The organism is Rhodopirellula sp. UH5 (assembly GCF_056839225.1).
In genome coordinates this window covers 7,077,250-7,099,311 of sequence record NZ_CM166390.1, presented here as the reverse complement: position 1 = coordinate 7,099,311, position 22,062 = coordinate 7,077,250, and the positions used below count along the sequence as shown (strand labels likewise).

General features: G+C 58.1%; 11 protein-coding genes and 1 tRNA gene. 5 read left to right on the top strand and 7 right to left on the bottom strand.

The annotated features are described in order from the left end of the window. Positions 1-298: 298 nt before the first annotated feature. The gene (locus tag UH5x_RS25400) at positions 299-1,486 is read right to left on the bottom strand and encodes a cohesin domain-containing protein (protein ID WP_482634089.1); all 1,188 of its coding nucleotides are present in this window, start codon (positions 1,484-1,486) and stop codon (positions 299-301) included. Between the two features lie 451 nt (positions 1,487-1,937). Here UH5x_RS25400 and UH5x_RS25395 point away from each other — a divergent pair, with 451 nt between their 5' ends. After that, on the top strand, positions 1,938-9,161 hold the full coding sequence (locus tag UH5x_RS25395) for a cadherin domain-containing protein (protein ID WP_482634088.1): 7,224 nt from the start codon (positions 1,938-1,940) through the stop codon (positions 9,159-9,161). Between the two features lie 128 nt (positions 9,162-9,289). On the opposite strand, the gene UH5x_RS25390 is transcribed toward UH5x_RS25395, so the two are convergent. After that, positions 9,290-10,684 carry a BBP7 family outer membrane beta-barrel protein gene (locus UH5x_RS25390; RefSeq protein WP_482634087.1) on the bottom strand — a complete coding sequence of 465 codons (1,395 nt, stop codon included), beginning with the start codon at positions 10,682-10,684 and terminating at the stop codon, positions 9,290-9,292. Between the two features lie 421 nt (positions 10,685-11,105). Here UH5x_RS25390 and UH5x_RS25385 point away from each other — a divergent pair, with 421 nt between their 5' ends. Next, positions 11,106-13,316, top strand: a complete 2,211-nt coding sequence (locus tag UH5x_RS25385) for a glycoside hydrolase family 32 protein (protein WP_482634086.1) — start codon at positions 11,106-11,108, stop codon at positions 13,314-13,316. 124 nt (positions 13,317-13,440) lie between these two features. Here the strand turns inward: UH5x_RS25385 and UH5x_RS25380 are convergent. From UH5x_RS25380 to UH5x_RS25360, 5 genes are all read right to left on the bottom strand, one after another. Continuing rightward, positions 13,441-13,522, bottom strand: a tRNA-Ser gene (locus UH5x_RS25380). A gap of 29 nt (positions 13,523-13,551) precedes the next feature. After that, entirely contained in the window at positions 13,552-14,028 is a 477-nt protein-coding gene (locus UH5x_RS25375) for a hypothetical protein (RefSeq protein ID WP_482634085.1), read from the bottom strand. Between the two features lie 40 nt (positions 14,029-14,068). Then, complete coding sequence (locus tag UH5x_RS25370; RefSeq protein ID WP_047817329.1) at positions 14,069-14,398, bottom strand: hypothetical protein; 330 nt, start codon at positions 14,396-14,398, stop codon at positions 14,069-14,071. Positions 14,399-14,590: 192 nt separating this feature from the next. Next, entirely contained in the window at positions 14,591-16,228 is a 1,638-nt protein-coding gene (locus UH5x_RS25365; RefSeq protein ID WP_482634084.1) for a helix-turn-helix domain-containing protein, read from the bottom strand. A 132-nt stretch (positions 16,229-16,360) separates the two neighbouring features. Continuing rightward, the gene (locus UH5x_RS25360) at positions 16,361-16,792 is read right to left on the bottom strand and encodes a hypothetical protein (RefSeq protein ID WP_150122714.1); all 432 of its coding nucleotides are present in this window, start codon (positions 16,790-16,792) and stop codon (positions 16,361-16,363) included. A gap of 355 nt (positions 16,793-17,147) precedes the next feature. Here UH5x_RS25360 and UH5x_RS25355 point away from each other — a divergent pair, with 355 nt between their 5' ends. The 3 genes from UH5x_RS25355 to UH5x_RS25345 are packed head-to-tail and all read left to right on the top strand — an operon-like array spanning position 17,148 to position 21,813. Then, the gene (locus tag UH5x_RS25355; RefSeq protein WP_482634083.1) at positions 17,148-18,647 is read left to right on the top strand and encodes a MotA/TolQ/ExbB proton channel family protein; all 1,500 of its coding nucleotides are present in this window, start codon (positions 17,148-17,150) and stop codon (positions 18,645-18,647) included. Beyond that, complete coding sequence (locus UH5x_RS25350; RefSeq protein ID WP_482634082.1) at positions 18,644-20,746, top strand: hypothetical protein; 2,103 nt, start codon at positions 18,644-18,646, stop codon at positions 20,744-20,746. Before UH5x_RS25355 ends, UH5x_RS25350 begins: the two co-directional genes overlap by 4 nt. Next, positions 20,743-21,813, top strand: coding sequence for a hypothetical protein (locus tag UH5x_RS25345; protein WP_482634081.1), 1,071 nt, complete (start codon positions 20,743-20,745; stop codon positions 21,811-21,813). The genes UH5x_RS25350 and UH5x_RS25345 overlap by 4 nt, the downstream gene beginning before the upstream one ends. Positions 21,814-22,062: the final 249 nt, after the last annotated feature.

Genomic DNA, 22,062 nt, shown 5'->3' with positions numbered 1-22,062 from the left:
GAACATTTGTGTCAACGTCACCTAGCCTCACTCTGCAAGAATCAGCCGGCGCAGATTCGAGTTTCATTGACGGGGTTCACACCGCCCCAGGAGGATACTTGGCTGGGCAGCACCAAGCCGAGATTTGTGAAGTTGCGTCTACTTTGCTTGCTGGCCAACGGCCATATTCAATCTAAAACGTGTGGGTTGATGGTCGCCGTTGGCCAACGAAACCCACTGCAGAAACGCAATTTCAATACGCGTCCGCAAGGCACGAATGAGTACATTGCGTCAGTTCCACGCCGTCGAAAACATTTGCTCAAAACAGATTGCTTGCAAAGACTTCGTCCACCGCAGCGGTTTCATCTGAGTCGTCGTCGCTGGACCCAACGGGGGATCCCATCGCCGCCGTCTGTGCGGCCGCGACGCTTGACGCGGTAGAAGCAATCGGCGAGGTGGATGCTTCATCGACCAAGGGTTCGCCGCTGGCGGTTGAATCCGATGTCGCGGGGGTCGTGGACTCGGTGCCGCTGGAGGACGAAGTGGATGCCGCCACCACACTGGAACTGGCTGCAACGGAGCTTGCTGAACTGGCACTGGCGGTTGATTCCGCAAACGCATTGATGTCAGTGATCGCGTCTTTCCAGGTGTCGGAACCGACAGGCAACACCGAGGAAGTGTGCAGACGATTGAAGATGTACTGAGGAAGCAAACCCAGTTCGCGGAAGTTCTGATCGTCGAGCGTCGTGCCCTCGACCAGCGTGACGGTCAGCTCATTGACACCACTGTCCAGGTAAGCGACCGGTTGGGACTGAACAATTTCATATTCACCGGGTGCCAAATCCGTGAATTCGTAACTGCCGTCGGAATCAGTGGTTGTCTGCAATTCCGCCCCCGTGGAAGTGTTTGTCAGCGTGATCGTGACGCCCGGAATGGCTTCGCCAGTTCCAACAGCGTTGTCATTGTTGGCGTCCGCGTATACAAATCCAGAGATCGAGTCATCGCCCGTCGCAGCCGCGGTGATCGTGATCAAACCATCGGTCGAATCAGAACCGGACACGGGGGCGGGATCGACTGAGATTTGCCCTTCGTTCAACGTGACAAGTGTCAGGTCGAGCACGGTGGTGCTATCCAGCACCGCATCGCTGGCCACTGAAAATGGAAGTTCCACCAGACTGCCGGAGACGTCAGTCAGTTCACTGGAGGCTGAAACAAAGATGACCACTGTTCCTGCCGCATCGTCCACATTCGCTGTGACTTGGGTGTCGTTCCCGGTCCCCCAAACACTGCCGAAGTCGATGTCATCGGCATCGAGGTCCAACACCGACGTGTCGTAGCTCAGACGGATCTCCGCCGCACGCACTCCGGTTGCCGAGTCAATGTTCACAGGAACGGACACGATTGCATCGGGTGCAGAGGTGAGGTCGTCGGGGACGTTGACAGCCGCTAGCAACCGACGCCCTTCGAGCGATTGAATGGAAAGGCGACGGGATCGAAAAGGTTTCATCAGAGTTTGCCGGAGTCTTTCTGGATTGTTCACAGCCACGATCAAAGGTGGAACGACGCTTGTTCTCACCACCAGCTTGTCGGGCAATTCGCATCGACATCAATCAATCAGCGTGTCTCACACTGGTCTTTGCACCGCACTTGCAACGTTGTTCGTCTTCACCTGACGGTTTCCAACACCAATTCCTCAAAACCGGAATAACCGGATTGATCCGTCAGGACGGGGGTGCAAATGTCACACTCAACGATACCTCTGACGCACGAACTCACAAAAAATTTCTTAGAAAATTTCAAAAGCCCAGTGACGAAAATCATCGAATGACGTCTTAAACTCTCAGTGGGCTCGAATTGAGCACTACGTTTGTCGCCAGGGACCGCGTGACAATCCACACCTCAGCAGGGACGGCAGAATTGCTTTTCTATCGACTTCCGTCGAACAAGGTCCTCCATCGATGAAACCAGTTGTCCAGCGTCTTCTCGCTCGTCTGACTTCGAATCAATCCCGCCATTCCCGTCACAAGAACCGATATCTCGGATCCAGTGATCGACGATTGAAGGTGGAATCGCTGGAGTCACGTCGGGTGCTGGCTGCCACGATTGCTTCCTTTGCTCCCACTCCATCGGGCTTCACCGCCGAACTGAGTGAAGAAGTCAGCATCCCGCAACTCAGCCTTTACGACACCGAAGCAGGCGACGCCGGTGCGGCCGACGTGACATTGCAGGGTGCCACCACCGGCGAAGTGCGTGGTTCACTCGTTGTAAACGGCACAACCGTTACATTCATTGCCACCGATGGACCGCTCGCAGCGGACACTTACACGGCGACCCTTCGAAGTGCCAGTGACGGATTCACGGACCTCGCCGACGGAGAACTTCTGGATGGCGATGGCGACGGAACGGCGGGTGGCAACTACGTCACCACGTTCACGGTTGCCAGCCCCGCCTCGTTGGTCGTTGGTTTGCCTGACATCGTTCGCGGCCCCAGCCAAACGGTTCAGTTGCCGGTCGGCGGCAGCGGAACCGAGTTGCCCGCCGGATTGCCCATTCAACTCAGCAACGCCGATGGCGTGACCTCGGTGACGCTGACAATTCAGTACGACCCGGCCATGCTGGACATCTCCGGTGTCCAACTGGGCGAAGACGCCCCGACCGGAAGCCAAGTCGAAGCGAACCTGGACACCCCCGGTGTCGCCACGATCACCTTCTTCAGCCTGGAGGCAATGGATGCCGGCCAAGCGGACATCATCGATCTCATCGCCACCATTCCTGAGGACGCACCGTATGGCTCGACGGGAACACTGACGATCAGTTCCTTGGAAGTGAATGCCGGGGGCATGACCGCCACCGCGGACGACGCCATTCAAGTCGTGGCGTTTCCTGGCGACGTCAATGCAAACCGCCGCTACGACGCAGAAGACGCGCGTTTGGTTGCTCGAGTTGGAGTTGACCTGGACACCGGCTTCGTCATCACAGATGCAACCGGATCGGGCGAGGCCTTTGTGCCCTTCGCAGCAATCGACCCTGATTTGCTCGGTGATGTGACGGGACAAGACGGATTGAGCCCCTTGGACGCCAGCGACCTCCTGAGACGGGTCGTTGGTTTGTCGACGCCAAACATTCCTGACCTGCCGGATGCCCAAGCGCCGACAAGCATCAGCCTCTCCACCACCACCATCGCAGAAAATGTGGCAGTCGGGACTTCCGTGGGAACATTCTCCACGATGGACCCGGACTCCGGTGACACGCACACCTATGCCTTGGTTTCTGGAACCGGCAGCACCGACAACGGTTCGTTCACCATCTCAGGCAACACCTTGGTGACCGCGGAAGTGTTCGACGCATCCGTTCAAGACACCTACACCATTCGTGTTCAAACCACCGACTCGACCGGACGCACACTGGAGCGTGTCTTCACGCTCTCCGTCACCGATCAAAATGTCGCTCCCACGGCAATCTCGCTGAGCGACTCATCGATCGCTGAAAACGAAGCAACCAGCACAGCGGTGGGCGATTTGTCGACCACTGACAGCAACACCGGTGACACGTTCACCTACAGCATCGTTTCCATCGATGGCAGCACCACCGACACGACGTTCGCCATCTCCGGCAATTCGTTGGTCGCCACCGAAACGTTCGATTTCGAAACCAAGAGCAGTTATTCCGTCGTCGTTCGCACGACCGACCAAGGCGGGTTGTCATTCGATCAAACCTTCACGATCAATGTCGATGACATCAACGAGGCGCCCACCGCGATCGCTTTGAGCGACGATTCGATTGCCGATGATTCGGTTTCCGGGACCGTGGTTGGCTCCTTCACCACCACCGACGTGGATGCCTCCGACACGTTCACTTATTCGTTGGTTTCCGGCACGGGGGACACCGACAACGCTTCGTTCACCATCGTCGGCAATGAACTGCGAACCGCGACGACGATCGACTTTGACACGCAAAGCAGCTACAGCATTCGGATTCAGACGACGGATTCAGGCGGCGAAACGTTTGAGCAAGTCTTCACGATCGTTCAAAGCAACGAAGGGCCGACCGCGATCACACTCAGTGATTCCACCGTCGCTGAAAATGGATCGGCAGGAGACACCGTTGGCACATTCAGTTCCACCGACCCGACATCTGGCGACACATTCACTTACACCTTTGTGACCGGAGAAGGTGACGACAACAACGCGTTGTTCGCGATTTCGGGCGACGAATTGCAAGCCGCTGGATCGCTCGACGCCGAAACACAAGGCACGTTGACGATCCGAGTTCGCAGCACCGACTCAACCGGCGAATTCATCGAAGAAACCTTCACGATCACGGTCTCCAGCGTCAACGAAGCACCGACCACGATCTCCTTGTCCGGCACCCATGTCGCCACCGGCGAGCCAAGTGGCACGACGGTCGGAACCCTGGGTACCGACGACCCCGATGTTGGCGACACGATCACCTACACCTTGGTTTCCGGAACCGGCGACACCGACAACGCCTCCTTCACGATCTCCAATGGAGAACTGATCACCGCGTTTGCCGCCGACCAGTCATCGCAGTCTTCCTACTCGGTCCGAGTGCAGGCTCAAGATGCGGACGGTCTTTCCACCGAAGAGACCTTCACGATCACGATCACGTCCACGAACGTGGCCCCCACCGCGATCGCGATTGACAACAACGACGTGGAAGAAAACGCCGATGTCGGCACCACCGTTGGCACTCTCAGCACGACCGATGCCAACGCGATGGATTCGTTCATCTACACGTTGGTGAGCGGCACGGGTGACACCGACAACGCCTCCTTCGCGATTGACGGCAACGATTTGGTGACCGCCGCATCGCTGGACTTTGAAACGCAATCGTCTTACTCGGTTCGAATCCAAAGCACGGACCCGTTTGGTTTGTCGACCGTGGAAACCTTCGCGATCGCTGCCACGGACGTGAACGACGCGCCAACTGCGATCGCGATTGACAACGCCACGATCGCCGAAGACACCGCATCGGGAACAACCGTCGGTGCCTTCACCACAACAGACGACGATGCGTCGGACACATTCACGTACGCCTTGGTTGCGGGAGATGGTGACACTGACAACGCCGCCTTCACGATCAGTGGTGGCAATCTGGTGACGGCAACCACGTTCGATTTTGAAACACAGTCGTCCTACTCGATTCGAGTTCAGTCAACGGACTCCGCTGGCGCGACTTTCGAGCAAGTCCTCACGCTCACGGTGACCGACACCAATGAAGTCCCCACCGCAATTGCGTTGGACAACAGCAGCGTTTCGGAAGACGCCGCCTCCGGAACCACCGTGGGTGCCTTCAGCACGACCGACGCCGATGCGTCGGACACCTTCACCTACACCTTGGCCAGTGGCGATGGGGACACTGACAACGCCGCCTTCACGATCGACGGTGGAAACTTGGTGACGGCCACCACGTTCGACTTCGACACCCAGTCGTCTTATTCGATTCGAGTTCAAACCGAGGATTCTGCGGGAGCCACGTTTGAACAAGTCTTGACGATCACCATCACCGAAAGCGAAGCCAACGTCGCACCGACCGCGAATTCGATCGACAACACGGACATCGAGGAGCACGCCACCGTCGGAACCACCGTCGGAACGCTCAGCACCACCGACGCGAACGCTTTGGACACATTCACTTATGCCTTGGTCAGCGGCGATGGCGACACCGACAACGCCGCTTTCACCATCGATGGTAGCGACCTCGTCACGGCAACCTCCTTTGACTTCGAAACACAGTCCTCCTACTCAATACGGGTGCAAACCACTGACTCCGGTGGCGCCACGTTGGAGCAAACCCTGACCCTGTCAGTGACGGACTCCAACGACGCCCCCACATCACTGGCACTGGACAACTCGACGATCGCTGAAGACGTCGCATCGGGAACAACCGTCGGTGAACTCAGCACCACCGACGCGGATACTGGCGACACCTTCACCTACGAACTCGTCAGTGGCGATGGCGACACCGACAACGCTTCCTTCGTCATCGATGGCAGCAATCTGGTGACGGCGACCACCTTCGACTTCGACACCCAGTCGTCCTATTCGGTCCGAGTCAAATCCACGGATTCGAACGGCGCGACCATCACACAAGTCCTGACGATCACCGTCACCGACACCAGTGTGAACGCGGCTCCCACGGCGATCGCAATTGACAACAGCAGCATCGCAGAAGACATCGCTTCCGGATCCACGGTCGGTGAACTCAGCACCACCGACGCGGATGCCGGCGACACGTTCACATACGCTCTCGTCAGCGGCGATGGCGACACTGACAACGCTGCCTTCACCATCGACGGCAGCAACTTGGTAACAGCGACCACGTTTGACTTCGATACCCAAGCGTCTTATTCGGTTCGGATTCAAACAACCGATTCGGCCGGAGCCACCTTTGAGCAGGCTCTGACGATCACGATCACCGACGCCAGTGTGAACGCGACTCCCACCGCGATCGCGATTGACAACAGCAGCATCTCAGAAGACACCGAATCCGGATCCACGGTCGGTGAACTCAGCACCACCGATGCGGATGCCGGTGACACGTTCACATACGCTCTCGTCAGCGGCGATGGTGACACCGACAACGCTGCCTTCACCATCGACGGCAGCAACTTGGTGACGGCGACCACGTTTGACTTCGATACCCAAGCGTCTTATTCGGTTCGGATTCAAACAACCGATTCGGCTGGAGCCACCTTTGAGCAGGCTCTGACGATCACGATCACCGACGCCAGTGTGAACGCGACTCCCACCGCGATCGCGATTGACAACAGCAGCATCGCGGAAGACACCGCTTCCGGATCCACGGTCGGTGAACTCAGCACCACCGACGCGGATGCCGGTGACACGTTCACATACGCTCTCGTCAGCGGCGATGGCGACACCGACAACGCGGCCTTCACCATCGACGGCAGCAACTTGGTGACGGCGACCACGTTTGACTTCGATACCCAAGCGTCTTATTCGGTTCGGATTCAAACAACCGATTCGGCTGGAGCCACCTTTGAGCAGGCTCTGACGATCACGATCACCGACGCCAGTGTGAACGCGACTCCCACCGCGATCGCGATTGACAACAGCAGCATCGCAGAAGACACCGCATCCGGATCCACAGTCGGTGAACTCAGCACCACCGACGCGGATGCCGGTGACACGTTCACATACGCTCTCGTCAGCGGCGATGGCGACACCGACAACGCGGCCTTCACCATCGACGGCAGCAACTTGGTGACGGCGACCACGTTTGACTTCGATACCCAAGCGTCTTATTCGGTTCGGATTCAAACAACCGATTCGGCTGGAGCCACCTTTGAGCAGGCTCTGACGATCACGATCACCGACGCCAGTGTGAACGCGACTCCCACCGCGATCGCAATTGACAACAGCAGCATCGGAGAAGACACCGCATCCGGATCCACGGTCGGTGAACTCAGCACCACCGATGCGGATGCCGGTGACACCTTCACATACGCTCTCGTCAGCGGCGATGGCGACACCGACAACGCGGCCTTCACCATCGACGGCAGCAACTTGGTGACGGCGACCACGTTTGACTTCGATACCCAAGCGTCTTATTCGGTTCGGATTCAAACAACCGATTCGGCTGGAGCCACCTTTGAGCAGGCTCTGACGATCACGATCACCGACGCCAGTGTGAACGCGACTCCCACCGCGATCGCGATTGACAACAGCAGCATCTCAGAAGACACCGCGTCCGGATCCACGGTCGGTGAACTCAGCACCACCGACGCGGATGCCGGTGACACGTTCACATACGCTCTCGTCGGCGGCGATGGCGACACCGACAACGCGGCCTTCACCATCGACGGCAGCAATTTGGTGACGGCGAACACGTTGGACTTCGAAACTCAATCGTCCTACTCGGTTCGAATTCAAACAACCGATTCTGGCGGAGCCACTTTTGAGCAAGCTCTGACCATCACGATCACCAATGTGAACGAGGATCCCACCGCGGTTTCGATCAGCAGTAGCGTTATCACAGAAGAATCAGCCTCGGGCACCACGGTTGGAACATTTGGGACCGCTGACGTCGATGCATCGGACACCTTCACCTACACCTTGGTCGCTGGTGATGGAGACACCGACAACGCATCGTTCACTGTGGATGGTGAAAATCTGGTGACCGCAACGACGCTCGACATGGAAACTCAACCGTCCTACTCGATTCGAGTGCGAAGCACCGATGCCGGCGGTTCTTTCGTGGAGCAAACGTTCACAATCACCGTGACGGACACCAACGCAGCCCCCACCGCCATTTCGCTTGACGACACCGCGGTCGCGGAAAACGCAGCCATCGGCACGGTCGTGGGTGGTCTCAGCACCACCGACACCGATGTTTCCGACACGTTCACGTATTCTTTGGTCGGTGGTGTGGGTGACACTGACAATACCTTGTTTGCGATCGACGGAGACAACCTGGTGACCGCCGCGACCTTTGACTTTGAAACTCAATCGACGTACTCCGTTCGCATTCAAAGCACCGATGCAGTCGGAGCCACGGTCAGCCAATCCTTCCTGATCGGGGTCACTGATATCAACGAAGCCCCCACTGGATTGGCTTTGGCGTTCCCTGCCGTTGCCAGTGGTCAAGCCAGCGGGTTTCTGATCGGTGAACTGGGAGCGATCGACCAAGACGCCGGCGACACCTTCACGTTTGAATTCGCAGATGGTGATGGTGACCTCGACAACGATAAATTCACATTGATCGACGGGGCCTTGCGAACCGCTGAAGCAACCGATGATGCCATCCAAGCCCTCTACTCGATTCGCGTTCGCGTGACCGACTCCGATGGACTCACCTTCGAGGACACGGCGGATTTGATTGTCACCGAAGACAACGTTGCACCGACTGGCATCCTGCTGGACAACAGCACCGTCGCGGACGGTGCATTGAGCGGCACGACGGTCGGAAACTTGTCTGCCATCGACGCCAACGACTTCGACGACCACACGTTCGAATTGGTCGCCGGAACCGGTGGCAGCGACAACGCTTCGTTCACCATCGTCGACGGCGTTTTGCAAACCAACTTCGAGGCCGACGAATCGACTCAATCCAGCTACAGCATTCGTGTCTTGTCAACTGACCGGTACGGAGCGGCCGTGGAAGAAGTGCTCACGATCACCATTGAGACCACTGTGTGATCGTTGTCGTCCGCCCCACCCACGTTTGACTTCGGCCCAACGTGGGTGGTCGGATGATGAATTGAAACGGGACTGCGAGAGCATCATTCCGCTCGCCCCAGTGCTTTCGCGTGCATGCGAACGTCGCATCAGAACTGGAACGCAGCCCCGATGTTCAATCCGTGAGCAATGAAGCTGCTCGTCGTCAGTTCGTACGCCGGTTGATTGCTTCCCGTCGGTGCTTCCGGTGGGAACTGCGAGACGTTGCGATCGATCGCGTCGTCCACTCGAACGGCATCGGACCAAACCATCAGGCTGTATCCGATCGTCAATTTCATGTCGCGATGAACTTGAGTCGTCAAGTTCAATCCGATTTCGGGGAGCGCCATGAACGACGAATCGTCATAGCTCCCGATGTTGGTCGACTGGGCCAGCAAACCGCCCGCGAAAGTTGCTGACCCTCCGGCCGGAACGGTGTTGGTCGTTTGCCCCGCGATGGTTGTTTCGCCTCGATTGACTCCAAACGCGATCTTGGCGTGGGCGTCCCAGGTCGTCGCACCGACGCAGCGCTGAAACTGCAGGCCAATTTGAGCCCCATGGAATTGGTTGTCCGCTTCGAACTGATCAAACAGGTCCACGGTTGTGCCTGAGATGATTGGTCCTTGGGCTGCTGTGTACACCGAGGATTGATCGACCCGCAGCATTTCGTTCAGGTTGCCGTATCGATATCCCACCAGGAAATCCACACGTTGGCCTCGCATGGAAGACAACACTTGGCGGCGGTTGAACTCAAACGACGCCAACTCGCTTTCCGCTTGGACGTTGACAGACCCTGTCAGAAAATCGGGGTGAGCGATCAACATCGATGACTCGGCCCCCGCTTCGGTGTCAAACACAGGACGAGCCAACAAGCCTCGATTGCTTTGATAGGTCTCGTCGTCTTGGAAGATTCCCAGGCCGCTGAGTTCAAATCCGTTGCCACAATGGTCATCGCTCCATCCCAGCGTCACACGCAAACCGGACCGCATCGAATCCAGCACGTTGCTGTTTCCAAACAACGTCGTTGTTCCGGATTGCCCCAGCACGCCGGTGTCCTCTGGGTCGGTGCCAGCCGGACTGGTTGTCACCAAAGGTGGCAAGTCCATTCCATCGAGCGACCACAGCAAGTATTCCGCACGGACCCAAAATCGACGTGCCGATCGACGAGAGATGCATTGATCGCAATCACCACATCCGTCACACGAACGGATGCCGTGAAAGGGTTCCTCGTAAACCTCGTACTCGGGTGAATCGAAGTACTGGGGTGAATCAAACGAAACGCCTTCCACCACGGAGTCGGTCAGAACACTCCCGTTGAGGGAATCGGCGGGTGCAGCCTCAGTGCTCTTGCCGTTGATCGACTGGGGATACCAAGTCATCTTTTCAGTTGGCTTCGCCGCTTTGGCCCGACTCGACGCCCCGTTTGGACTTTGAGCCGAGACGTTCTGCGGTGCCAGCATGCACCCCAGAATCGCGAACCACGGTAGGAGTCGGACAATATTCATGAATGAATGGGACGCCGGGGGAGACCCGTCGTCGTTCAAGTTCAGAGATTCTGATTCAAAACAGCGGTGAATCGTGGCGGCCTGATCCGCCTCAACGCTTGGTCCCTCGAATGTTCAGAGAGACCGTGCGTGCGCACCTCGTGCCACGTCAACACTGCAACCATGCTGTACTACACACCAGCGAGCCTCGCCAACAAGAGAGTCTGGTGAAATTCCGACCGGAATCCGATCAACCGGCTCTCACTTTGAGTTTCCCGGGCAGGAAGGTCAGCCGCCTCCCAAGGTCATGCGTGGACACCCCCTTGTCACCTTTCGAATACAATCGCGGCGTCCCTCCTGCCACAGAGTGTCTCGGACCGAAATCGAAATTCGGTTTCGCGAATCGGTCCCCTGGTCTCTCCTCCCCGCCAGCACGTGCTCCATGATCTCGCTACCCAACTCGCTGCATCTCCGAAAACAGCTGATCGCGTTGCTCGTTGTTTCCTTTGCCTTGCACGCCACTGAATTGGTGCAATCCCAAGACACGCCCGAGGCCGATCTCGTCATCGCTGATTTCGAAGGCGACTCCTACGGCGACTGGATCACCCAAGGCGATGCATTCGGAACGGGCCCCGCCAGGGGAACCTTGCCGGGGCAAATGCAAGTGAGCGGGTACGAAGGCTCCGGATTGGTGAACTCGTTCCGAGGAGGCGACCGGGCAACCGGAACTCTGACGTCGCCACCGTTCGCCGTGGAACGCGATTACCTCACGTTTCTGATCGGAGGCGGTGGGCACGCCAACAAGACTTGCATGAACCTCCTGGTCGACGGACAAGTCGTTCAGACGATCACCGGTGAAAACACCCAATCCGGTGGCAGCGAAGCTCTCGCACCCGCGTTTTGGAATCTCAGCGAGCTTGCTGGCCAGACCGTCCAGCTCCAGATCGTTGATCAAGCGACCGCCGGGTGGGGACACATCAACGTCGACCACCTCGTTCAAACGGATACCAAACCCAACCTGCCCGAATGGGATCGTCGCGAGAAAGCGTTCGTCGTCACGGACACTTACCTGGTCATCCCCATCGAAAACGCGGGACGTGGCAAGGGACAAATCCAGCTCTTCGCAGATGACAAGGAAGTCCGTCGATACGATTTGACGATCGCCACGTCCGCGGAAACAACCGACTGGCACGCGTACTTCACAATCGACGCCTACCAAGGCCAGAACGCTCGGGTTGTTGCGACCAAGGTGACCGACAAAGGTTTCGCCGCGGTTCGACAGTCGAACAGCGTTCCCGGCGAAGGTGAGTTTTACCGAGAACCGCATCGACCGCAGTTTCACTTCACCCAAAAAGTAGGCTGGATCAATGACCCCAACGGCATGGTCTATCACGACGGAACGTGGCACTTCTTTTTCCAACACAACCCGGTTGCCTTGCCCTGGGGCAACATGACCTGGGGACACGCAACCAGCCAAGACCTGCTGCACTGGGAACAACAACCCAACAAGCTGTTTCCCAAAACTATGGCCACCGGCAATTGTTTTTCAGGCGGAGCCACGGTGGACAAACACAACACCAGTGGGTGGGGCGAAAACACACTGGTGGCGTTTCTCACGGACACCGGTTCCGGCGAAGCGGTGACGTACAGCAACGACGGCGGCAAGACGTTTCAGTGGTACGAAGGCAACCCGATCGTCAAGCACCAAGGCCGCGATCCTAAAGTCATCTGGTACACCTACGATGACGCCGACACCCCGCTGAATGAAGCGGCGAAAGAGCTTGGCGGTCACTGGGTGATGGTCGTTTACGACGAACATCCTGAACACGGACAAAACGCCGCTTTCTACACGTCCATCAACCTCAAGGATTGGACGCTGCAAAGCCACCTCCCCGGCTACTTTGAATGCACCGAGTTGTTCGAATTGCCCATTGATAGCGACCAAGCCAATTCGCGCTGGGTCGTGTTCGCGGCCGATGCCAAGTACGCCATCGGCTCATTTGATGGCAAAACCTTCACGCCGGAACACGTGGGCAAACACCAAGTCCACTGGGGCAACTACTACGCCTCCCAAACCTTCGACAACACGCCCGATGGCCGAAGGATTCAAATGGGCTGGCTGCGAATCAACGCGCCGGGGCCGTACAACCAACACTTCAGCTTCCCTCACGAACTGTCGCTGCGAACCACCGAGGACGGAGTTCGCATGTTTGCTCAACCAATCGATGAAATCGAAGCGTTGAGGTCCAATCGCCATCAGCTTCCGCCGCAAGACTTGACCGCCGACGAAGCGATCTCGCTTCCCGTCGGGTCCGATCTGCTCGACGTTCAATGCACGATTGAGATCGGAACCGCCTCCTCGTTGGAACTGACCGTTGCCGGCCGAACCATCCGGTACGACGCGAAGACACAAAATCTCAACGAAACGCCGCTGAAGCCGATCGATGGCAAGATCAGTGTGCGAGTCCTCGCCGATCGATCACTGACCGAAATCGTCGGCAACGAGGGCCGCGTCTTCATCAGCGGGCCGGGACCTGCGAGACAACCGTCCACCTCCATCACGGTCACGGCACGCGGCGGAACGGCCAAGCTTCTCAAGTTGGACGCCCATGAATTGCGATCCATCTGGAGCGACGCAGACGGTTCCCGTTGATCGCGATCGAGCACCCGCCCGCAACAATCACCGTCAGCGACGTTCAAACCAACCCGCGTTCGCGTTGGGACCCCAAAAAAAAGACCTCGCAAAACAAAACGCTTTGCGAGGTCTTTCATAGCAGCGGAGGACACGGGACTCGAACCCGCAATCCATTGCTGGACAACTGATTTCGAATCAGCCTGCTAGCCATTCGCTTATCCTCCGGGCTTGAACGTCATTCTGACAAAAGCCGTCATCCCGTCAAGTCATCGTGAGACGGGACTTCGACGTTGAACTCAAATTGTTGCTGTCCCGGCAGTTGTTGCCGGATCTTCGCCATCAAAGTGCTCTCTCGTGAGAGGCGATCCTCGATCTCAGCGGCTCGGGGGTGGTCCGAGGCCACTCGAATCTCATCGCCGGACAACTGCAGATTCACTTCGGATCCGGGTGCCAATCCCATGTCTCGCAGGAATTTCCCCAGAGTTTCACGGATTGCCTGCAGACCACCCTCGGATTCGTTCGCAGCCGAACCGCCTTCACTTGCGGTGGCGGCAAAAATGTCCGCAAACGAATCGCCCGATTCCTTGGACTCACGCAGATTCTCAACCACGTTCCCCGCTGATTCGATCCACTGCGAGGCAACCTGCCCCGTTGCTTGGACGGCGCGGATCGCCAACCCCGAATAGATCGGCAGCGACATCAGCGGTAGCAATAGAGATCGGTGAGCCATCAAAGCCAGTCTTTCAAGCGAGAGGGTGCGGAGACGTCACTCAGTGTTTGTGCTGAGTCTCGAAGCCGTATTCCTTCAACCAGCTTTCCCACTTGTGGGCTTCTTCGTGCGTTTTCAGTTGCAACGTCTTCCATTCGACGCAGCGGTACTTCAGATCGTCGTGACCGTTGTGAGCGTGACGCTGAGTCTCGCATTTCAGGGTCTTCAGAGTCTTTTCGATCGTGTCAGCCGCTTTTTTATCGTGAATGTGCTTGGCTTTCCATTCTTTGCAGCGATAGTTCACGGTTTCGGCAGCCGAAACTTCTGCGGCGGACGGAGTGGCCAGCGAAAAACCAGCGACCATCAATGACAACAAAACCAGACGAAACATGGGGTGGGAATCCTGGGTAGGGAACACAAGGAGGGAAGTTCACAATGTGTTGATTACCCCACAATCCGTCCTCAGGTCAAGCCAAACTCGTTGCAGGACATCTCCCCGGCTGCCAGTCGGCTGCCAACGCGAGATTCGAATGTCCAGCCGTGTCCAATGCTCTGCTGGCTCAACCGCAACGAAAGGTCGGGATCACTGCCCCCAACCGGCCACGCTGATCAGCATGTCGGTCAGTGCGCTGACAGGAGCCGAGGGCTCTGCGTAGCTCCACATGTTGCGAACCAAGTCGGTCATCAACATGCCGCCCAAGCTCATCACGCTGAGGATCAGCAGCAGTCCAACGGTTTGAAGCAAGGTGAACGGGACTTCGTATCCGCCCCGCATGCCTGCACCCGCTGCTGCGACGGTTGCGTTTTCGTCAATCAAGCCGTCGTCGGCGTCCATCGGGTCGCCCAACGCGTCGACTTCCGCGACGTCATCGTCCATTGCGAAACCGCTGTCGCCAGCATCGCCGAAAGCGTCGACCTGATCGGCAGCGTCGAAATCCACTTCTTCAATGTCGACCGCTCCGGAGTCGACCACTTCGATCACTTGCGAAGCACTCTCCTCGTTGCCATCGAGCTGCATGCCCGAGGCCGACAATTGGAATTCGTCGTCGCCTTTGAAATCGATCCCCGATCCCATTTCGCTGGCGGGAACCAAGCCACTTCCACTGCGACCGCTGCCTGTTCCGGAGCCTTCATTCAGCTCGGCACCCAAATCCAACGCGGAAATGCTGCTGCCAGCCAGATCCAAGGGCTCACTTTCCAGTGACAAACCACTGTCGGAAGGGCTCATCAAGTTGATGCCACTGTCGCCGGCGATGGAAATGTCGCTGCCTGCACCGCTGACCACCAAGTCATCGTCGTCATCCGCGATGATCAGATCGTCGTCATCAGCCAACGCGTCATCGACGCCGGACGAACCGCCTGATTCCACCGACATCAGCGAGCTGCCCAGCAAATCGCCGCTGCCCGATAGCAAACCGCTTCCGCCAGCATCGCCGGCCAACAAATCCAATTCACTCAAGACGTCACTGCCGGCGTGGCTTTTTGATTCGATGGCAGACGGGCTGCTGTCCAAATCGAGATCGCCCATCAATTCAAGGCTGCTGGCCTGTTCATCCGAGCCGATGTCACCGAGGTCCAGTTCCCCGTCGCTGTCTTCTCCGCCGATCCCCGACAAATCGGACTGACTTTGGGCTGGGGCACCGGGGGTGGTTCCTTTGACAGGTTCCAACGACAGGTCATCTGAATCGCTGTTCAGTTCCAAAGAACTCCCAAGGTTGAACTCGTCGCTATCACTGTCAGCTTGAGGCCCGGGGGTTGCGGATTCCAAGTCGATTTCCCCACTGTCGTGCGACAGGGCCGAACCGGACAGATTCAGATCATCCAGATCGATCTTCAATGGCGCGTCGCTATCAGCTTTTCCACCAGGCACGATGGTCACGTCGCTGCCGTCACCCGAATCACTGGCGATCAGGTTGACGTCGCTGCCGCCCGCAAGGGAATCGATGTCCAGATCCAACCCACTGTCGTCGCTGGCCGAGTTGTCGCCACCGATCACAGATCCAATCTTGGATCCGCCACCGTCAACCGCCAAGATCCCGGATCCCAGTCCGGACATATTGGGTAGTTCGTCCTTCAGACGCTCGATCTCTGCCTCGGGGAACTTCCAGCTGGAACCATCGCGAAAGCCCCGGACCTGACCTTGGCTGCGAAGATCAATCAGTTTGTCGGCGGGAATTCCGAGTTGTTTGGCGGCGTCTTCGAGAGACAAATAAGAGGCCATGGCAACGCTGAGATGAGGATAGGGGGCGTCGAAAGTAGTCGTTTTGATGTAGCTTCCCTGCCATCCCCATCTTAATGGCCGTCGCGGCGAATCGCCAACAGAAACAGGCCGTTCAGATGCAGAATTGCCGCCTCAACGTGGTTTCGCGTTCCCTTGCATGCGACGAATGTCGTCCGGCAGGGGTGCCGTGGCGTTGAGTTCCAATGAAAAATCGGCATCGATAGCGCGGCTGCTCACCAGTCGGATCTCGCCATCGGGACCCACATGATACACCGCCATCCACAGTTTTCCTGTGTTTACCAAACTAATTACCTGCGTTCCCGATTCATCCACATGGGAAAATCCGATTATTTCGCCTGAAGCCCCCACGTCGCGTCCCGGGCGAGCCTGAATGAGTGTGGGATTCCCCTCCAACGGGCGAGCCCCGTCCAGCAGAGCCTCGGGTTGGCGAATGACGGGAGATTCTTGCGCGAACGCGTCGTCAGCGGAGTCCGAGGCCAAGCCCAGCCCGATCAACACGCCGAGTCCAACGCAAATCATCGAGGCAACCAGGTTCGTACGCACAGCGACTTCTCCAGAAAAGGACCGTTGAGGGAAGGATTTCCCAAGCATTGGGGGGGAGTCCACACAGCTCGTTACCCACTCTAGAACAGCGACTCGGTTCCGGTCCAGATCGCTCGGTTGCATAGCGGATCGATCTTCCTGGCAGAGCGTCCCAATGCCTACTCTCTGCGATTCAACATCAGGCGATTCACCACCAGCAGTTCTGGCCGGATCGCACCGTCGCGAAAACCGAATGTTAAAAAATGCGGATTCGATGGAGTTCGCCGGTTGTAACGGTCGATCCTAGCGACGTGGTGTGTGCGATCGGCTGTGCCGTTCCGCGCCATGAATCGCCGTTCCGTCCGGAAGGAGTCCGATGAAGCCTCACGATTTCAACGTCCACGACACGCTTTCTCCCGCGGATCACTGGGGAGAACCGGTGGAGCCTCCGACGGAATTGCAGGGCGTCGGGCAGGCTGCCGGCAAAAACACTGCTGCGACGTCTTCGACGACGGAGTCAGTGAACCTGGTCGATTCGCCTTCGATGTTTTCCAAAGTCGTCACCGCCGTCGGTCCGATTGGATTGGGCTTGGCCCTTTCCGTGGCGTTCTACGGCGTCGTGTTCGGTGCCAATTGGGCTCCGCTGAATCGCTACTTCCTCGGACACCCCGTGGCGGTCGCTGCGGCAATCCTGTTCTGCGTCGCCGTCGCGATTCTCGCGGTTCGCGCCGTGCAGATCGCTCGGGATCGGCACCAATTGGAATTGTTGCGTGATGAAGACCTGCTGGCACACTCGACGAGTGCCGCGTCGACCTCCCCCGCACAACGATGGTTGCAAGAAAATGACGCTGGGGCGATCGCTCGTGTCTGGCGCAAATCGTTGCGTTCGCTTCCGTCTGCAACACGAAACTCGCTGCTGGTTCGCCGTCTCAACGAAGTGCTGGGACGCCAATCCCATCGCAGCGGGACCGGCGATCTGCCGCAAGATCTGCGAGAGCTTTCGGAGCGAGACGCGGATGCCGCGCACGATTCCTACGGCCTGATCCGGATCATTGTCTGGGCCATTCCGATGCTGGGATTCTTGGGGACGGTCATCGGGATCACCCAAACCCTCGGCGGTCTGGACTTCACCGACGGCACCGCCGCCGTGGATCGATTGAAAAGCGGACTGTATGTTGCCTTCGATACCACCGCCTTGGGTCTGGTGTTGTCGGTGCTGGCGATCTTCTTGCAGTTCCCCGTCGAACGCTCCCAACAAACCTTGCTGGCGGACGTCGACCAACGCGTTCGTGACTTGGTTTCGGAAGCTTTGCCCAGTGACGATGCGGGCGACAGCCAAACCGCCTTGGTCACCCAGTTGTGCGACGGCATTCGCGTCGCCGTGCAGGAGTCGCTGGCAACGCAAGCCAAACTGTGGCGAGAGACAATCGAAGAGGCCCAAGCCTCCTGGCGAACGCAGCACAACGAAGGCTCCGAGCAATTCCGCAAATTGATGCAGGCCTCCTTGCAACCCGCACTGACCAGCCACGCGGATCGAATCGAAGCCACCGTGTCCCGCTTGGACACGATCGGAAACGGCGTCAGCCAGACGTTGCAGGATCAAACCAAGGCCTGGAATGACGCGATGCACACCACCGCGGTGGAAGTCCAAACGCATCGACGCACATTGATGACACACACCGAAGCGATGACTGCGTTGGCCGCCCAACAAAGCCTGCAAACCAACCTCGACGCACCCGTCGTGGAATTGGATCCGGTGATGGGGGACGCGATGCGAACCTTGGCTCGCGCCGTTGATTCGTTGTCACAACGTTTGCCCGCCGCGAAGGTTCCTAGCGGCCGTGACGATTCCACCAACAACAGGCGTGCGGCATGAGTCGGCGACGCGCCTCGCTGTCTCCCTCGTTGTTCCCGTTCCTTGCGGTGCTGGTCTGCACGCTGGGTACCTTGATCCTGTTGTTGGCCCTGGTGGCCGAAAAAGCTCAGGACACCTCGGTCCCACAAGTTGCTCAGCAGGCGGGATCGGTCGCACCAGCGCTCGATGAACCAGTCGATGAAGATTCGTCGAACGGGAGCGGTGCGGACTCGCAGACAGACGCAGACGCTCGACCGGCCATGACAGCGGCTTCCGCCGACCAACTGCTTGAAGAAGAACAATTTCGCGTCGACCAATTGGTCGCTCACCGTGAAAAGCAAACGGGCAACGTGGAACGACGTCGGGATGAGTTGACGCAGATTCAAACGGCAACGCAAAAACTGCGTGAACGTTTGAAACAACTCAGCCAGGAAGTCGAGGCCGCCGTCACTCCCGACGAGGCAATCGAAGTCGACGAGCAAGCCATCGTGATGATGCGTGAAGAGATGGAAGCGTTGCGTCGCGAAATCGAAGAACTGGAACAAGTCAAATCCGGCGACAAACCGCGCGTTGTCATTGTGCCTCACCGCGGTCCCAATGGCACTGCTCGACGCCCCGTCTACGCCGAATGCGACGAACACGGGATCACGATTTGGCCCGAGGACACACGGATCACCTACACGCAATTGTTGGCGGGAGTTCAATCGGGATCACCGCGTAGCAATCCGTTGGATGCCGCGCTTCGAGTGGTGCGTCAGCACGCGATGCAAAACTATGGTGATTCCGTTCCGCCCTACCCTTTGTTGATCGTTCGCCCGGATGGGATTGAAACGTTCGTTGCCGCCCGAGCCGCGATGAAGGACTGGGATGACCAATACGGTTACGAATTGGTACCCGCCGAGGTTGATTTGGCGTTCCCCAAAGCGGACCGTGTCTTGAAGCCCAAGATTGAACTGGCGGTCCATGAAGCCGCCAATCGCAACCTCCATCAGTACATCGGCGGTTCCGGCAGTGGACGCGGTGACGGTGGCAACGGAACCGGCCGCGGCAGTTTGAGTGGCGGCTCGATGCTTGGCGGTGCTTCGCAACCATCGTCCGGTGGGGAATTTGCAAACGCAGACACTTACAGTGCCAAACCAAGCACCGGTTCCGCTCCGTTCCGCGGCAACGTCACGGACAACACGTTCAGTGGGCAGGCCGCTGGAGCCACCTCACAACTCGGCGATCCAAGTGGCACGTCGAAGCAACAGACTCGCAAACCGCTGCCCACCTTGTCGGCGCGATCCCTTGACCGGCAAGCCAGAGCGAATGGATTCTTGGCACCTCGTGATGCGGGGCCTCCGTTGCCCGCGGGCGGTTTGGCAGAGCCGATTCCTGGATCCAGCCAATCCAGCTTCGGTGCCGTCAATTCCCGGTCCGATGCCCTGAATGACTACTTGGCTCAAAAGGACAATCCACTGCTGGACGATGCCCCAGGCAATTCCAGCCTCCCTCCGTCCGGCGCGGCAGGCTCCATGAGCGATCCATCCGCCGATGGCTCGGATGGCGAGTCCAATGCGGACGAAAGCGATCCTGATTTCCGTGGTTCCAGCTCGCCCGTCAACGGCGAACAAATTGCGGGGATGCAACAAGCAAGCGGTGGTCAATCCGCCTCTGCGTCCGTTTCGCAGTCGTCGGCTTCGCCCCCATCCTCGAACCAAGCTCCCGATTCGGCGAATCAAGCACCGCCGAGTGTCAACATGCAGTCCCAGCAGCAGGCATCCAACACGGTTCGCCGTGAAGGCAAAGACTGGGCACTGCCGCGTTCGATGGCTGGGATCAATGGAACTCAAGTCGTCCGTCCAATCGCGATGGTCTGCTACCACGATCGATACGAACTCGTTCAAAACAACACGGTTGTCGCCACGTTCCCATTCGAAAATGATTCGGTCTACAACGCGACGCTGAAGTTAGCGACCGCCGTCCGCGACCGAGTGGACGGTTGGGGAGCCACGCTCCCCGGAGGCCGTTGGCAACCTCGACTGGATGTCTTGGTTGCGCCCCATGCCGATCAACGTTTCCATGAATTGCAAACGTTGATGCACGACAGCGGCGTTGAAATCACGCGGAGGGTTCGATGAGTCGACGCAGACGCACGACATTGGAACTCGGTCACGATGCCTTCTTGGACATTGTTGCCAACCTCGTTGGGATTTTGATCATCCTGGTGGTGGTGCTGGGAACCCAGACACAACGGATCACCCGTGCGTTGACGTCGCCCGACGAAATCGCTCAAAAACCTGGTGAGCTGGTTTCGCCCGAGGAACCGCTTCCGCCGCAACCCAAGCTGGCAAGCGATGCGCAGCTTTCACAACTGGCGCAAGTGGCCATGCGAGCCGCGTCGGCACAACGCGAATCCATGCGTCTGGAGAACATGGTCAAGCGCTATGACGCGGAATTGGAACAAACCAAACGTGAACGTGGTGCCCTGCTGGACCTGTTGACCTTGGCCGAAGAAGCCTGGGCTGAAAAGCAAAAGCAACTTGACCAAACCAAGGTCAAGGCAGCCAAACTCGGTCGCGAAATGCGAGAGGTCAGCTCCAGCCTGGCGGCATTGGCCGGCACCAAGGAACGGCTCGAAAACCAAGAGTCGCCCGTGGTCGCGGTGGAACACCTCCCGACCCCCATGGCCAAAACCGTCTTCGGCGATGAGATCCATTTGCGACTGAAGAACGACCGAGTCTCTGTCGTTCCGATCGAACCGCTGCTCAAAGCCATCAAAGAAGACTTTGGCCGTGTCATCCGTGGTTCACGAGACGGACGTTCCTCGTCCGCCGTCGGCCCCATTCGCGGGTACGTCGCGCACTACGCGATGGACAAATCCTCCGGGCGAGTCACCCAGGGTGGCAAGACTTCGATGGGCACCCGGGTTCAACTGGCAGGCATGGTCATCGAGCCACTCGAAGAACCACACGGGCAGCCGATTGATCAAGTCCTCTCATCCAGCCGATTGCTCGACGTCGAACTGGCAGGGCGAGACCCATCCAAAACGACCATCACGGTCTGGGTTTACCCCGAGAGTTTCGCCGCGTTTCGAACGTTGAAAGAACACTTGTACCGACGCGGCTTCGCAACCGCGGCTCGCCCCTTGCCATCCGATCGAGCGATCACGGGCGGTCCCAGTGGTTCTCGCTCGCAAGCTCAATGAGGTGGACTCCCCACTGCGTTGTTAGAAGTCGCGCCGTTTTCTGAGACCGCGCTTCGGCGGATTTCCACATGGCGCACCTCTCCCGAAACGAAGTTGGGGGAGTGGTCGAGCGACGCCGTTCAGGCGTACGTGAGGGTGAGGGCCGGGTATGGGAAGCGGCGCGCACTGCCCTCCCCCGGAAATCTCGCTCAACGCTCGCTTTCCGACCCCTCCCGCTGAGGACGTTCGAAAAACAAATGGTGGCTAGCG

Bases quoted from the DNA above. Each gene is read 5' to 3' on its own strand.
- UH5x_RS25370 (WP_047817329.1), bottom strand. From the start codon at position 14,398: ATGTTTCGTCTGGTTTTGTTGTCATTGATGGTCGCTGGTTTTTCGCTG.
- UH5x_RS25395 (WP_482634088.1), top strand. From the start codon at position 1,938: ATGAAACCAGTTGTCCAGCGTCTTCTCGCTCGTCTGACTTCGAATCAA.
- UH5x_RS25365 (WP_482634084.1), bottom strand. From the start codon at position 16,228: ATGGCCTCTTATTTGTCTCTCGAAGACGCCGCCAAACAACTCGGAATT.
- UH5x_RS25355 (WP_482634083.1), top strand. From the start codon at position 17,148: ATGAAGCCTCACGATTTCAACGTCCACGACACGCTTTCTCCCGCGGAT.
- UH5x_RS25345 (WP_482634081.1), top strand. From the start codon at position 20,743: ATGAGTCGACGCAGACGCACGACATTGGAACTCGGTCACGATGCCTTC.
- UH5x_RS25390 (WP_482634087.1), bottom strand. From the start codon at position 10,684: ATGAATATTGTCCGACTCCTACCGTGGTTCGCGATTCTGGGGTGCATG.
- UH5x_RS25400 (WP_482634089.1), bottom strand. From the start codon at position 1,486: ATGAAACCTTTTCGATCCCGTCGCCTTTCCATTCAATCGCTCGAAGGG.
- UH5x_RS25385 (WP_482634086.1), top strand. From the start codon at position 11,106: ATGATCTCGCTACCCAACTCGCTGCATCTCCGAAAACAGCTGATCGCG.
- UH5x_RS25375 (WP_482634085.1), bottom strand. From the start codon at position 14,028: ATGGCTCACCGATCTCTATTGCTACCGCTGATGTCGCTGCCGATCTAT.
- UH5x_RS25350 (WP_482634082.1), top strand. From the start codon at position 18,644: ATGAGTCGGCGACGCGCCTCGCTGTCTCCCTCGTTGTTCCCGTTCCTT.